Origin of the sequence: Stenotrophomonas sp. (assembly GCF_031995405.1) — a bacterium.
GTDB lineage: Bacteria > Pseudomonadota > Gammaproteobacteria > Xanthomonadales > Xanthomonadaceae > Stenotrophomonas.
The window spans coordinates 20,087-36,332 of the sequence record NZ_DAMAGC010000006.1 but is presented as its reverse complement, the minus strand read 5'-3'; the positions used below and the strand labels follow the sequence as shown (position 1 = coordinate 36,332).

Below are 16,246 nucleotides of genomic sequence, written 5' to 3'. Positions count from 1 at the left end.
CTGTTCTTCGAGGATGAGCGCATGGCAGCAACCGGCAAGCAGAGCAGGGCAGGCAGGGCATCGGCCCGCATCGCATGCGCGATGGCCCTGTTGATGATGCTGCTGCTGCCACCGCCGCTGCTCGCGCAGGGGTACCCCAATCCGCTCAACAACACCGCCACCGTCGCCGCGCCGACGGATGTGTCCGATCCCACGCCGGGCAACAACAGCGCCACCGATACCAACGCGCTGGCGCTGCAGGCGCAGTTGAGCGTGACCAAGACACTGCTCGGCGCCAGCCCGGTCGCCGCGGGCGGGGCCGTGCAGTACCGCATCCAGGTCAACAACTCGGGACCGTCGGCGGCGTCGGCCGTAGGCGTGGTCGACAGCGTGTCCGCGCTGCTCACCAACGTGAGCTGGACCTGCCAGGGCACCACCGCCGCCTCCTCGTGCGCGCAGTCCAGCGGTACCGGCAATGCGATCAACGTGCAGGTCAACGTGGCCGTGGGTGACAGCGTGGTGCTGCTGATCAATGCCACCGCACCGACTGCCACGCCGGCCACGGTCCCGGCCAACACCGTGGCGCTGGTACTGCCGCCGGGCACCACCGATCCAACCCCGGGCGACAACACCGCCACCACGCCGGCGGTACCGGTGCAGCCCAATGCGCTGGTGGCCAACAACGATGCGTTCGCCACGCCGATCTCCTCGACCACCGGCGGCAACACCCCGACGGTGCTGGCCAACGACACGCTCAATGGTGCGCCGGTGAACGGGGCCAACCTGATCATCGCGCTGCAGAATGCGCCGGCCGGCTTCACCATCAACGGCACCGGTGTGATTGCGGTACCGGCCGGCGCGACGGCCGGTGCCACCAACCTGACCTACCAGATCTGCGAGAACGCCTCGCCCACCAACTGCGCCACTGCCATTGCCAGCGTCATCATCGGTCCCACGGCGGTGAACGACAGCTTCAATGCCACCGGTGGCGCGCCTTCGTTGAGCGGCAGCGTGGCCGGCAACGACAACGCACCGGCCGGTGCGCAGTTCAGCCTGACCGGTACGCCGCCGACCGGGCTGACCCTCAACAGCGACGGCAGCTTCACCTATGCGCCCGCGGGTGGTATCGCCGCGGCAACCTCCTTCCAGTACCAGGTCTGCCTGCCGGCACCGAATGGCAGCGTGTGCGCGACGGCGACCGCATCGATCGTGGTCAATGCCAATGCGCTGGTCGCGGTCGATGACACCTTCGCCACGCCGATTCCACCCGGCACCGGTGGGCTCACCCCGAGCGTGCTCGGCAACGACACCTTCAACGGCGGCGCGGTACCCACCGCCCAGGTCACGCTGAGCCTGGTCGGTGCGCCGGCCGGCGTTGCGATCAACCCCAACGGCACCATCCAGGTGCCGGCCACGGCGGCCGCCGGTGCCCTGGCGCTGACCTACCGCTTCTGCGAGATCGCGCTGCCGGCCAACTGCGCCACCGCCACCGCCACCCTGGTGGTCAGTCCCGATGCGGTGAACGACACCGTCACCACGCCCGGTGGCGGTCAGCCGGCGACCGGCAGCCTGGCCGGCAACGACACCATCGCCAGCGGTTCCACCTACACCCTCGGCATTGCCCCGACGCGCGGCACGGCGGTGGTCAATGCCGATGGCACCTTCATCTATACCCCCACCAACGCCAACACCGGGCCGGACAGCTTCACCTACCAGGTGTGTCTGCCGGCGCCGAACGACGGCGTGTGCGACACCGCCACGGTCAGCGTCAACGTGCAGGGCAACGTGATCGTCGCGGCGAACGATACCTTCGCCACGCCGCTGCAGCCGGGTGCGACCAGCCCGGCCAGCCTGCTCGCCAATGACACCCTCAACGGTGCGGCGGTGGTGCCCGGCACGGTCAGCCTGGTGCTTACCGGTGCGCCAGCCGGCTATGCCGTCAACGCTGCTGGCCAGGTCGTGATTCCGGCCGGCGCGGCGGCCGGCGCGGTGAATTTCAGCTACCAGCTCTGCGAACAGGCCACGCCGGGCAACTGCGCCACGGCCAATGTGCAGCTGGTGATCGCCCCCGATGCGATCGATGACACCTTCCCGGCCACGGCGGGCATCGCGTTGAACGCCACCGTGGCCGGCAACGACAACGTTCCCGTCGGCGCGCAGTTCAGCCTGCTGGCCGGGGCCGCGCACGGCAGCGTGGGCGTCAACGCCGATGGCAGCTTCAGCTATACCGCCCAGGCCGCCTACACCGGGCCGGACAGCTTCCGTTACCAGGTGTGCCTGCCGGCACCGAACGCGTCGGTCTGCGATGCCGCGACGGTGACGATCAACGTCAGTCCCGGCGCGATCGTCGCCGGCAACGATGACTTCAGCGGCGCGCCACTGACCAGTGCCGGCGGCCTGACCGCCAGCGTGCTGGCCAACGACACCCTCAACGGTGTCGCCATCCTGCCGGCACAGGCCACGCTGTCGTTGATCAATGCGCCGCCGGCCGGTTACACGCTTGAACCCAACGGCCAGCTGCAGGTGCCCGCCGGTGCGCCGGCCGGCCCGCTCGGCCTGACCTACCAGCTGTGCCAGGCCGGCACGAGCAACTGCACCACCGCGACCATCGCCGTGGTGATCGCCCCTGATGCGGTGGCCGATGCGTTCACCACGCGGGTGGCCACGCCGGTCGACGGCAACGTGGCGGTCAACGACAACGTCGCGGCCGGTACCACGTTCGCCACCACCGGCGCGGTGCCGCCGGGGCTGGTGTTCAACAGCGATGGCAGCTTCCTCTATACGCCGCCGGCGCAGTACACCGGCACCAGCACGTTCACCTACCAGGCGTGCCTGGCCGCGCCGCTGGCGGGTGTCTGCGATAGCGCCACGGTCACCCTCAACGTCAACGCCGGCACCTTGGTGGCCAACGATGACGATTTCCGCGCCGCGATCATCAACCCGGCCAGCGGCGGTACCACCAACAGCGTGCTGGGCAACGACACCCTCAATGGCGCGATTCCGCCTGCGCCTGCCGATGTGATCCTGTCTCTCATCGGTGCGCCGGCGGGGTATGTGCTCAACAGCAACGGCACGATTTCGGTACCGGGTGGTGCGGCGGCCGGCGCGGTCGGCTTCTCCTACCAGTTGTGCGAAGCCGCGCTGCCCGGCAACTGCACCACGGCGGCGGTGCGCCTGCTGCTGGCGCCGGTGGCAGTCAACGACACCTTCAGCACGCCGGTCGGCGTCGCACTTGCCGGCAGCGTTGCCGGCAACGACAACGTGCCGGCCAATGCCACCTTCAGCCTCAGTGGTACCGCGCCGGCCGGGCTGGTGTTCAACCCCGCCGGTGGCTTCACCTACACGCCGCCGGCCGGCACCCAGGGCGCGGTCACCTTCGCCTACCAGGCCTGCCTGCCGGCACCTGACACCACCGTATGCGCCGGAGCCACGGCCACCGTCAACGTCAACGCGGGCACCCTGGTCGCCGACGACGATGACTTCCGCGCCACGCCGATCAATCCCGCCACCGGCGGCAGTACCGCCTCGGTGCTCAACAACGACAGCCTCAACGGCAGCGTGCCGCCGGCGTCGGCCGACGTGCTGCTGAGCCTGGTCGGGGGCCCGTCGGGCTACACCCTGGCGGCCGATGGCACGTTGACGATCGCCAGCGGCGTGCCGGCCGGTGGGGTCACGCTGACCTATCAGCTGTGCGAGGCCGCGTTGCCGACCAATTGCGATTCGGCGCAGATCCGCCTGGTGGTGTCCCCGTTGGCCGCGGCCGATGTGTTCTCCACGCCGGCCGGGCAGTTGCTGGCCGGCAATGTCGGCAGCAACGACAACGCGCCGGCCGGTGCGGTGTTCAGCATTACCGGGGCTGCTCCGGGCGGTCTGCAGTTCGGCCCGGATGGCACCTTCCTGTACACCCCGCCGGTGGGTTTCACCGGGCCGGTCGGTTTCACCTACCAGGTGTGCCTGCCTGCGCCGGACAGCGCCCAGTGCAGCACCGCCAGCGCCACCATCAACGTCAATGCCGGCACCCTGGTGGCACGGGACGATGACTTCACCGCCACCCCGCTCACGCCGGGCAGCAGCAGCGGCACCAGCGTGCTGCTCAACGACACCCTCGATGGCGTCTCCCCGCCGGCGGCCAGCAGCGTCATCCTGAGTCTGGTCGGTGCGCCGGCAGGCTACGCGCTCGATGCCAACGGCCTGCTGCAGGTGCCCGCCGGTGCGGTCGGCGGCGCTACCGTGCTGACCTACCAGGTCTGCGAAAGCGTGCTGCCGAGCAACTGCGCCAGCGCGACCATCCGCCTGGTGGTGACGCCGTCGGCGAGCAACGATACCTATTCCACCGCTGCCGGGCAGGCTCTCAACGGCAACGTGGGCGACAACGACAACGTGCCCGCCGGCGCGCTGTTCACCGTGACCAGCGCCGTGCCGTCCGGGCTCACCTTCAGTGGGTCGGGCAGCTTCAGCTATGTGCCACCGGTCGGCACCACCGGCGCGGTGGGCTTCGATTACCAGGTCTGCCTGCCGGCACCGTATGCGGCGCTGTGCGCGACCGCGCGCGCCACCCTCAATGTCACCGCCGGCACGCTCGCCGCGATCAACGATGACTTCAGCAGTACCCCGATCAATCCGGTCGGCGGTGGCAGCACCACCTCGGTGCTGGCCAACGATTCGCTCAATGGCATCACCCCGCCGGCGGTGGCCGATGTGCTGCTGACGCTGCAGGGTGCGCCGGCCGGGCTGGGCATCACCGCCGAAGGCGCGGTGACGGTGGCGGCCGGTACCGCCGCCGGGGTGAAGTCGCTGATCTACCAGCTGTGCGAAGCCGCGGCACCGACCAACTGCACCACCGCCACGATCCGTCTGCTGGTCGCCCCGTCGGCAGTGGACGATGCGCTGTCCACGCCCGCCGGACAGGTGCTCAACAGTTCTGTGGCCACCAACGACAACGCACCGGTCGGCGCGCGCTTCGAGGTGGTGGGCACCGCGCCCGCCGGGCTGGTGCTGGCCACCGACGGCACGCTGACCTATACGCCGCCGGCCGGCTTCAGCGGCGCGTTGAGCTTCACCTACCAGGTCTGCCTGCCAGCGCCGGATGCGGGCGTATGCGCCACCGTGACGGCTACGCTCAACGTCAACAGCGGCACGCTGGTGGCCGTCGATGACGCCTTCGCCACGCCGATCGCGCCGGGCGCGCCCTCCCCGAGCGTGCTTGGCAACGACACCCTCAACGGCACCACGCCGCTGGCCACCGAGGTGGTGCTGTCGCTGGTCGGCGCGCCGACCGGTTTCAGCATCGCCGGCGATGGCACGGTGAGCGTGTCTGCCGGTACCGCCGCTGGTGCGACCACGCTCACCTACCAGATCTGCGAGGCGGCCGCCTCGACCAACTGCGATACCGCCAGCATCGCGCTGATCGTCGCCCCGGCGCCGGTCAACGATGCCTTCGCCGTGCAGGCCGGGCAGACCGTCAGTGGCAACGTCGCCGCCAACGACAACATGCCGATCGGCGCGCTCTACTCGGCGCAGGGCACCTTGCCGCCCGGGCTGACGCTCAATGGCGATGGCAGCTTCAGCTATACGCCGCCGGCCGGCACCACCAGCCCGGCCAGCTTCGTCTACCGCGCCTGCCTGCCCGCACCGAACGCTGCCGTCTGCGGTACGGCGACGGTCACCCTGAACATCAACAACGGTACGCTGGTCGCCAACGACGACAGTTTCGGACCGGTCGCGCCTGGCAGCAGCACGCCCAGCGTGCTCGGCAATGACGCGCTCAATGGTGTGAGCCCCCCGGCGCCGGCGAGCGTGTCGCTGTCGCTGGTGGGTGCGCCGACCGGCTTCGCGATCAATCCCAACGGCACGGTATCGGTGGCCGCCACCGCGCCCACCGGTGCGATTACGCTGAACTACCAGCTGTGCGAAGCGGCGGCGGCCAACAACTGCGACACCGCCAGCATCGCGCTGGTGGTGCGTCCCGCCCCGGTGGACGATGTGATCGCCGTGCAGGCGGGGCAGACCACTGCCGGCAACGTGTCCGGCAACGACAACATGCCGGCCGGTTCGACCTGGAGCGTGGCATCGCCGCCGCAGGGACTGGCCTTCAACAACAATGGCAGCTTCACCTACACCCCGCCGGCGGGCACCGTCGGCCCCGTCACTTTCACCTACCAGGCCTGCCTGCCGGCACCGGACACGACCGTGTGCGGCACGGCCACCGCAACCTTGAACATCGCCGTCACCGCCATCGTGGCCAACGACGATACATTCGCCACGCCGATCTCCACCGGCTCGGCCACACCCAGTGTGCTGGCCAACGATGCGCTCAATGGCGTGACCCCGCCGGCGGCGGCGAGCGTACAGCTGCTGCTGGTGGGCGCACCGGCCGGCTTCGTGATCAACAACGATGGCACCGTGCAGGTGCCGGCCGGGGTCATGGCCGGCGCCACCACGCTGACCTATCAGCTGTGCGAGGCCGCGTCGCCGATCAACTGCGCCACGGCCACGATCCGGCTGGTGGTCACGCCCGCGCCGCAGAACGACGCGTTTGCCGTGCAGGCCGGTGGCACTCTCGCCAACGGCAGCGTGGCCGGCAACGACAGCATGCCGGCCGGGTCGAGCTGGGCGGTGCAGGGCACTCCGCCGGCCGGGTTGCTGTTCAACGCCAATGGCACCTTCAGCTACACGCCGCCGGTGAACACCACCGGGGCGGTCACCTTCACCTACCAGACCTGCCTGCCCGCACCGAACGCCGGTGTCTGTGGCACCGCGACGGCGACGTTGAACGTCAACCTGGGCACGCTGACCGCCGGCGATGACAGCTTCACCGGCATCGCACCCGGTGGCACCACGCCCAGCGTGCTCGGCAACGATGCGCTCAACGGCGTCAGCCCGCCGACGCCGGCCAGCGTGCAGCTCACGCTGGTCGGTGCGCCGGCTGGCTACGCCATCGCCGCCGATGGCACGATCAACGTGCCGACCGGCGTGACGGCGGGTGCGACCACGCTCACCTATCAAATCTGCGAGACCGCCGCGTCGACCAACTGCGATACCGCCACGGTCGCGCTGGTGATCACCCCGGCACCGCAGAACGATGCGTATTCGGTGCAGGCCGGCGGCACGATCAGCAATGGCAACGTTGCGGCCAATGACAGCATGCCTGCCGGTTCCACCTGGACCGTGCAGGGCACCGCGCCGGCGGGGCTGACCTTCAACGCCGATGGCACCTTCACCTATACCCCACCGGTGGGCACGACCAGCCCGGTGGGCTTCAGCTACCAGGCCTGCCTGCCGGCGCCGAACGCGGCGCTGTGCGGTGTTGCCGGCGTTATCCTCAACATCAACGCCGGCACGCTGGTGGCGGTCGATGACATCATCAGCGGCGTTGCCGCCGGTACCACTTCGGCAGCCAGTGTGCTCACCAACGACACGCTCAACGGCACCAGTCCGCCGCTGCCCGGCGAAGTGGTGCTCAGCCTGGTCGGCGCGCCGGCCGGCTTCGCCATCACCACCACCGGCACGATCAGTGTCGCCGCCGGCGTGGTCGCCGGCCCCACCGCGATCACCTACCAGATCTGCGAAGCGGCCGCGCCAACCAACTGCGATACCGCCACGGTCACCGTCGTCGTGAGCCCGACGCCGCAGAACGATGCCTTCACCGTGCAGGCCGGGCAGACCCTGAGCAACAGCGTGGCCGCCAACGACAGCATGCCGGCCGGTTCGGTTTACACGCTGCAGGGCACGGTGCCCGCCGGCCTGGCCTTCACCGGCAGCGGTGCATTCACCTACACACCGCCGAGCGGCACGGCCAGCCCGGTCAACTTCACCTACCAGGCCTGCCTGCCGGCGCCGAACGCGGCGCAGTGCGGCACCGCCAGCGTGACCATCAGCATTGGCACCGGCGCGCTGCTGGCCGGCAACGACACGCTCAGCGGCGTCGCCCCCGGGACCACCTCGGCGGCCAGCGTGCTGGCCAACGACAGCCTCAACGGCGTGTCGCCGCCGGACGCCGGCAGCGTGCTGCTGACCCTGGTGGGTGCACCGGGTGGCTTTGCGATCACGCCCAACGGCACGATCAGCGTGTCCACCGGCGTCAACGCCGGTCCCACCACGCTCACCTACCAGATCTGCGAAGCCGCCGCGCCGGGCAACTGCACGACCGCCACGGTGACGGTGATCGTCAGCCCGACGCCGCAGAACGACGCGTTCGCGGTGCAGGCCGGGCAGACCCTGAGCAACAGCGTGGCCGCCAACGACAGCATGCCGGCCGGGTCGAGCTGGGCCGTGCAGGGCATGCCCCCGGCGGGGCTGTCGTTCAATCCCGATGGCAGCTTCACCTATACGCCGCCCATCGGCACCGCCAGCCCGGTCGCCTTCATCTACCGCGCGTGCCTGCCGGCACCCAACAACAACCTGTGCGGCACCGCCACGGTCACCCTGAACATCAACAACGGCACTCTGAGTGCGGGCGATGACACGCTGACCGGGGTGCTGCCGGGCGCCACCACCGGCGCCAGCGTGCTCGCCAACGACAGCCTCAATGGCGTGTCGCCGCCGGCCGCGGCCGACGTGCTGCTGAGCCTGGTCGGTGCGCCGGGCGGCTTCACCCTCAACCCGGACGGCACCGTCAGCGTGGGCAGCGGCGTCACCTCCAGTGCCACCACCATCACCTACCAGATCTGCGAAGCCGCGGCGCCGGGCAACTGCGATACCGCGAGCGTCACCGTGGTGGTCACCCCGGCACCGCAGAACGACGCCTTCGCCGTGCAGGCGGGGCAGACCGTGTCCAACACCGTCGCAGCCAACGACAACACACCGGTCGGTGCGGTCTTCACCCTGCAGGACACTGCGCCGGCAGGGCTGGCCTTCAACAGCAACGGCATGTTCACCTATACGCCGGCCACCGGCGTGGTGGGCGCGGTCAGCGTCGCCTACCAGGTGTGCCTGCCGGCGCCGAATGCCAGCCTGTGCGGCCGCGCGATCCTCACCCTCAACATCAACAACGGCCTGCTGGTGGCCGGCGACGACACGCTTACCGGGGTCGCCCCCGGCACCACCTCCGCTGCCAGCGTGCTGGCCAACGACAGCCTCAACGGCGTGTCCCCGCCCGCAGCGGCCGACGTGCTGCTCACGCTGGTCGGTGCACCGGCCGGTTTCAGCATCAACCCGGCCGGCACCATCAGCGTGGCCAGCGGGGTCACCTCCGGCGCTACCCCGCTCACCTACCAGATCTGCGAAGCGGCCGCGCCCGCCAACTGCGATACCGCCAGCGTTACCGTGGTGGTGAGTCCGGCCCCGCAGAACGACGCCTACACCGTGCAGGTCGGACAGACGCTGAGCAACAGCGTGGCCAGCAACGACCGCATGCCCGCCGGGGCGGTCTACACGGTGCAGGGCACCGCACCGGCCGGGCTGGCCTTCACCAGCAGCGGTGCGTTCACCTATACACCGCCAGCCGCCACGCCCAGTCCCGTCGGCTTCACCTACCAGGCGTGCCTGCCCGCCCCGTATGCGGCGGTGTGCGGCACAGCCACGGTGACCATCAACATCAACAACGGCACGCTGGTGGCCGGCGATGACGTACTGACCGGCGTGGCCACCGGCTCGACGTCCAGCGTCAGCGTGCTGGCCAACGACCGCCTCAACGGGGTCAGCCCGCCGCTACCGGCCACCGTGCTGCTCAGCCTGGTCGGTGCGCCATCCGGCTTCAGCATCAACACCGATGGCACCATCACCGTGGGCACCGGCGTGATCTCCGGCGCCACCGTGCTCACCTACCAGATCTGCGAAGCCGCCGCGCCCGCCAACTGCGCTACGGCCAGCGCCACCGTGGTGGTTACCCCGGCACCGCAGAACGACAGCTACACGATCCCCGCCGGCCAGCCGGGCAGCGGCAACGTGTCGCTCAACGACAACGTCCCGCCCGGCGCGCTTTACGCGCTGACCAGCGGTGCGGTTGCCGGGCTGGTGTTCAACGCCGATGGCAGCTTCAGTTACACCCCGCCGTCGGGCACCACCGGGCCGGTGGGCTTCACCTATCGGGTCTGCCTGCCGGCGCCGTATGCCACGCAGTGCGGCGATGCCAGCGTCACCCTGACCCTGTCCGGCTCGGCCAACGTGGTGCTGGCGGTCAACGACGACTTCACCAGTACGCCGGTGGACCCGGCGGTGGGCGGCACCATCGCCCGCTCGGTTTTGGACAACGACAGCTACAACACCGTGTCGCCGCCACCGGTGGGCAGCGTGGTTGCCAGCCTCACCGGCAGCACGCCGGGCTACACCATGAACAACCTGGGCCAGATCATGGTCGCCGCCGGGGTGCAGCCGGGCCAGGTGCAACTGGCCTACCAGTTGTGCGAGAACGGCGTGCCCACCAACTGCACCACCGCCATTGCCACCGTGCGCGTGCAGGGTGCGGTCGGTGCACTGCTGGCGGTGGACGACAGCGGCGGTCCGGTCGGCCCTGCGGGTCAGGCGCGCCTGTTGAACGTGTTCACCAACGATACGTTCAACACCGCGCCGCTGGACCCGACGCAGGTCAGCTTCGCCCCGGTGGCCACCAACGCGCTGAGCTTCAGCGCCGATGGCTGGGTGGATGTGGCCGCCGGCCTGGCCGCCGGGAGCTACAGCACCGTCTACACGATCTGCCTGCTCAACCAGCCCACCGTCTGTGATACCGCGACGGTGAGCGTCACCGTCCTCGCCGCCGCGCCGGGCGTGGATGCGGAAGACGACCGCGTTGAACTGCCGCAGGACGGCGTGATCGAAATCGACGTGCTGGGCAACGACCGCGTCAACGGCACTCCGATCGACCCCGGTACGGTCACCGTCACCATCACCGCACCACCGCCATACGGCACCGCCACGGTGCTGCCGCGTGCGCGCATCCGCTTCGCCGCGCTGGCCAACTTCTCCGGCGTGCAGGCCTTCGACTACCAGGTCTGCGACATCGCCGATCCGGCCATGTGCGCCTCGGCCACGGTGACCGTCACCGTCGACCCGAACGTGCTGACGTTGGGGGACGACGCGGTGACCGCACAGACCCCCGGGCCACTGACGATCGATGTGCTGGCCAACGACACGGCCCGCACCGCCGTGCTTGACCGGGGCTCGTTGCAGGTGATCACCGCCCCCGCGCACGGCAGCGCGCAGTGCGCCAACGGCGTGTGCGTCTACACGCCGGCCGCGAACTTCGCCGGCACCGACAGCTTCCGCTACCGCGTCTGCGATGTGTCCATCCCCACCGCGCTGTGCGCCGAGGCCAACGTCGCGGTCACCGTCGCCGGGCAGCAGGCGGTGCTGCGCCTGACCAAGGTGGCGGCCAAGCGCAGCGCGCAGATCGGCGACCTGGTGCGTTACACCGTCACCATCGACAACGTCGGTGAGGTCGATGCCAACGGGGCCACGCTGCTGGATACGCTGCCGCCGGGCTTCACCTTCGTCAGCGGCGGCTTCGCGGTGCAGGACGCCGACAACGCTGCGCGCACCAGTGGCGTGCAGCCGCTGCGCATCGATGGCATCGACGTGCCGGTGGGCGAGCGCGCCATCGTGGTGTACTACCTGCGCGTCGGCGCGGGTACCGGCACCGGTGTGCACACCAACCGCATCACCGCCATCGACGGTGAAAACCGCAGCATCGGCAACGTCGCCTCGGCCGAGGTGGATGTCACCACCGATCCGCTGCTGGATGAAAGCCTGATCGTCGGCAGCGTGTTCGATGACCGCAACGGCAATGGCATCCAGGATGCAGGCGAACGTGGCATCCCCGGCGTGCGCGTGGCGGCGGTGGAAGGCCTGCTGATGGAAACCGATGCGTTCGGCCGCTACCACCTGGTCGGCATCCCCGGCGGTCAGGCACGCGGGCGCAACTTCATCCTCAAGGTCGATCCGTCCACGCTGCCGGCCGGGGCGATGTTCACCACGCCCAACCCGCTGGTGCGCCGCATCACCCCCGGACTGCCGGCGCGCTTCGACTTCGGCGTGCGCATGCCCGATGGCGGGCTGAGCACGGCGGCACCGTCCCGGACGGCAACGCCACGACCGGCACGGATCGAACTGGGCCAGGCGTTGTTCGCCCCGGGCAGTGCGCAGCTGGCGGCCGACCGTGCGCCGGTGCTGGACACCGCCGCACAGGCCCTGGTCGCACGCGGTGGCGGTCGTCTGCTGCTCACCGCCGCACGCGGTGAGGAAGCCCTGGCGGGCCAACGCGCCCACGCGCTGCAGGCAGCACTCGCCCCGCGCGTGCCGGCGACGGTGGCCCATGCGACCCGCATCGAGGTGCTGACTGCTGACGGCAGCGTGCTGCAGCAACTGCGACTGGACGATCCTCCCGAGCCACCTGCCAGCACCAACCCCACCCGTAGGGAGGGCCGCTGACCCATGGACATGACCCTGAGCCAGACACCGCTTCGTACTCCCGTGCTCCGTCGTGTCGGCGCCGTCGTGGCCGCCGCGTTGCTGCTGACCATTGCCCCGACGATGGCGCAGCCGGCCCCGCCGCCTGCCAGCATCCAGTGCGACGCCGACAACTGCCGCAACGCCGACGGGCTGCTGCTGCGCATCGATGACGACGCCGAGGCTCCCGTCCTGCCGTTGCCCGGTCGGGTTGTTCCGGCGCCTGCCGAAGCGGTGCCGATGACGCCAGCGACCACGCCCGATGTGGCGGCACCCGGCGGGCAGTTCATGGCCGAGCTGCCCAACGGTGGCGTGGTGTGGGCCACTGAAGATCCCACCATGGTCCCGCCCAGCCTGAGCGTGCAGGCAGCAGCGACGGTGCCGTTCGAAAACGGCCGGGTGATCCGCCCGCTGCGTTTCCACAGCTACAACAACTACGCCTCCTTCATCCAGAAGCTGGAGGTCACGCTGTACCGCGGCACCGATACCGACCTGGTCACGCCGCTGGCGCGCGTCGCGCTGCCGGCGGACTACGTCGGCGATGCCGAGTGGAACGGCGAGATGCCGGCCAACATCAAACTGCGTACCGGCGATGAGCTGATCTACGTCGCGCGCGCCTATGGCGCCGGTGGTTCGTTCGATGAAACCCGCCTCCAGCGCATCCAGCTGGTGACCCCGGCCGACTTCGACCGTGGCCTGCAGATCACCCGCGAGAACGTGCAGAAGACCCTGGGCCAGTCCCTGGATGGCGACAGTGCGCAGGACCTGCAGCTGAGCAACAGCATCTACGGACAGAGCACGCTGCGCCTGCAGAACATCCCCATCCACGGCTCGCGCGTGCGCCTGTACGGCCGCAACCTGGAACCCAACAGCCGCGTGCGCATCAACGGCCAGGATTTCCCGGTCGACCTGGAGCAGAAGTTCGCCGCCGAGTTCCTCGAACCGGTCGGCCAGCACCGTTACGACGTCAGTGTGGAATCGCGCGACGCACCGTCGGCGCAGCGCCAGCTGGACGTGGATGTCACCGGGCGCTATCTGTTCCTGGTCGCCATCGCCGATGTCACCGTGTCCAAAAACAGCGCCAGCGGCAATCTGCAGCCCCTGGCCGTCGACGATCGCGACGACGACGGCTTCCTCAGCGAAGGGCGTCTTGCGTTCTACCTCAAGGGCAAGATGCGCGGCAAATACCTGGTGACCGCACAGGCCGACACCCAGGACCGCGAACTGAAGTACCTGTTCCGTGATTTCACCCAGGCCGATGCGCAGGATGTGTTCCGCCGCCTCGACCCGGACCTCTACTACCCCGTGTATGGCGATGATTCCACCACCTACCGCGACGTGGACACGCAGGGGCGGCTGTACCTGCGCGTGGACTGGGACCAGAGCCAGGCGCTGTGGGGCAACTACGCCACCGGCATCACCGGCACCGAATATGGCCAGTACGTGCGTTCGCTGTACGGTGGTGCGTTGAACTGGCGCTCGCTGGCCGCCACCCCGCTTGGCGATGCGCGCTCGCAGCTGAAGCTGTTCGGCTCCGAAGCACAATCCGCGCCGGGCCACAGCGAATTCCTCGGCACCGGCGGCAGCCTCTACTACCTGCGCCATACCGACGTGCTGCCCGGCTCGGAGCAGGTGGTGCTGGAAGTGCGCGACCGCACGACCGGCCGCACCGAGACCCGCGCCACGCTGCAGGAAGGCGTGGATTACGAGATCGACAACCTGCAGGGCCGGCTGATCCTGACCCGCCCGCTGGCCCAGCTCACCCGAGAAAACGTCCGCAGCATCACCCGCGACATGCCGCTGGATGGCTACGACCAGCTGCTGCTGGTGGATTACGAATACGTGCCGCTGGGCTTCAGCAGCGACGACGTCACCTACGGTGCGCGCGGCCGGCAGTGGATCGGCGACCACGTGGCCATCGGCGGCACCTGGATCGACGAGAACCGCAGCGGCGAAAACTACAGCCTCAAGGGGGCCGACCTGACCCTGCAGGCGGGGCGCGGCACCTACCTGAAGGTCGAGCAGACCCGCACCGACGCCACCGCCGCCCCGGTGTTCTATTCGGACAACGGCGGCCTGAGCTTCATCCGCCGCAACCCGTACGAAGGGCGGCGCTCGGGCACGGCCAGCGCGGTGGAAGCGCGCGCCAACCTGCGCGAGCTGGGCTGGACCGCCCGCGACTGGAGCCTGGGGGCCTGGTGGCGTGACGTGGATGCCGGCTTCTCGGTGGCCCGTCAGGACACCGGCCAGCCGATCCAGGAATACGGTGCGGAATTCCTCGGCTACCTCACCGACGATCTCAGCCTGTACGGCCGGCATACCCGCACCGAGCAGGGCGAGCTTGCGCTGGAGCAGAGCCAGCTCACTGCCGAGTGGCGGCTGGGCAACGACGGCCAGCTCACCGGCGAACTGCGCCGCGTGCGCGAGGAGCAGGAACGGCAGGACGTGTCTGCGCTGCTCGCGGCGATCGGGTATCGGCAGCGCTTCGGCTCGTCATGGGAGTTATACGGCACCGGCCAGGTGACCCTGGACGACGATGGCGGCGCGTACGAGAAGAACGACCTGCTCACCCTCGGCGCGCGCTATCTGTTCGGCGATCGCAGCAGCGTCGGTGCCGAAGTGAGCGGCGGCAGCCGCGGCCACGGCGCCAAGGTCGACGGCGAATACCGCATGGCCCCGGACCACAGCCTGTACGGCAGTTACAGCTACAGCACCGACCGCACCGGCACCGACCCGTTGTTCGACACTGGCCTGCAGAGCGGCTGGACACTGGGCCAGCGTTGGCGCCTGAGCAACCAGGTCAACGTCTACAACGAAAGCCAGTACCTCAAGGATCGCCGCCAGGACAACGCCGGGCTGGTGCATACCTTCGGCATGGACTTCTATCCTGCGCAGGGCTGGAACCTGGGCTTCACCGTCATGGACGGCGAACTGGATTCCACCGTCGGCCGCATCGACCGCCGTGCCTACAGCGTCAGTGGCGGGCGTACCGATGCGGTGGCGCAGTGGAGCAGCAAGCTGGAATACCGGCGCGACAGCGGCGCCGAGCAACGCGAGCAGTGGGTGACCACCAACCGCCTGCTGTACAAACTCAACGAGGACTGGCGTTTCGCGCTGCGGGCCAACTATGCCGACACCGACGACCGCATCAATCCACTGGCCGATGCCAAGCTGGTGGAAACCAACGTGGGCTTTGCCTGGCGTCCGCACGACAGCACCGGCTGGGCAGGCTTCGGCAAGTTCACCTATCTCTACGATGTGGCCTCGCTCGGCCAGGAAGGCGGCAACCTGTACGACCAGCGCTCGCAGGTGCTGTCGCTGGAAGGCATCCGCCAGCTCGGCGCGCGCTGGGAACTGGCCGGCAAGCTGGCCTCGCGCTGGGGCGACTACCGCACCGGTCGCGGTGAGGGCGCCTGGCTGGACAGCCGTGCCGACTTCGCTGCCCTTCAGCTGCGCTATCGCCTGTTCGAGAAGTGGGAAGGGTTGGCCGAACACCGCTGGTTGAAGGTGCGCGACGGTGGCGTGCGCAAGGGCTGGCTGGTGGGGCTGGATCGACGGGTAGGGGAGAACTTCAAGGTCGGAGTGGGCTACAACTTCACCGAGTTCAGCGACGACATGACCGAGCTGCGGTATGACCAGAAGGGGTTCTTCTTGAATATGGCGGGGTATTACTAGGCGTTGGTGGTGATCGGCCTGCCACGCTCTATCTTCGGCATTGACTGGCTTGCCACGCATCCATCTTCGTCATTGGCTGGCCTGCCACGCGGCTGTCTTCGTCATTGTCTGGCCTGCCACGCATGGCGTGGCACTACCGGAGATGGCGGCTTCGACGGTTGGCTTCGGTGGGTTTTTGGTAGAGCCGGGCCATGCCCGGCTGGGCCGCCGA

2 protein-coding genes are annotated in these 16,246 nt (G+C 69.3%); both read left to right on the top strand.

Annotation, left to right across the window (positions count from 1 at the left end):
* Window positions 1-21: 21 nt before the first annotated feature.
* The gene (locus RTO53_RS02005; protein ID WP_312236218.1) at window positions 22-12,342 is read left to right on the top strand and encodes an Ig-like domain-containing protein; all 12,321 of its coding nucleotides are present in this window, start codon (window positions 22-24) and stop codon (window positions 12,340-12,342) included.
* A gap of 3 nt (window positions 12,343-12,345) precedes the next feature.
* On the top strand, window positions 12,346-16,035 hold the full coding sequence (locus RTO53_RS02000) for a TonB-dependent receptor (protein WP_312236217.1): 3,690 nt from the start codon (window positions 12,346-12,348) through the stop codon (window positions 16,033-16,035).
* Window positions 16,036-16,246: the final 211 nt, after the last annotated feature.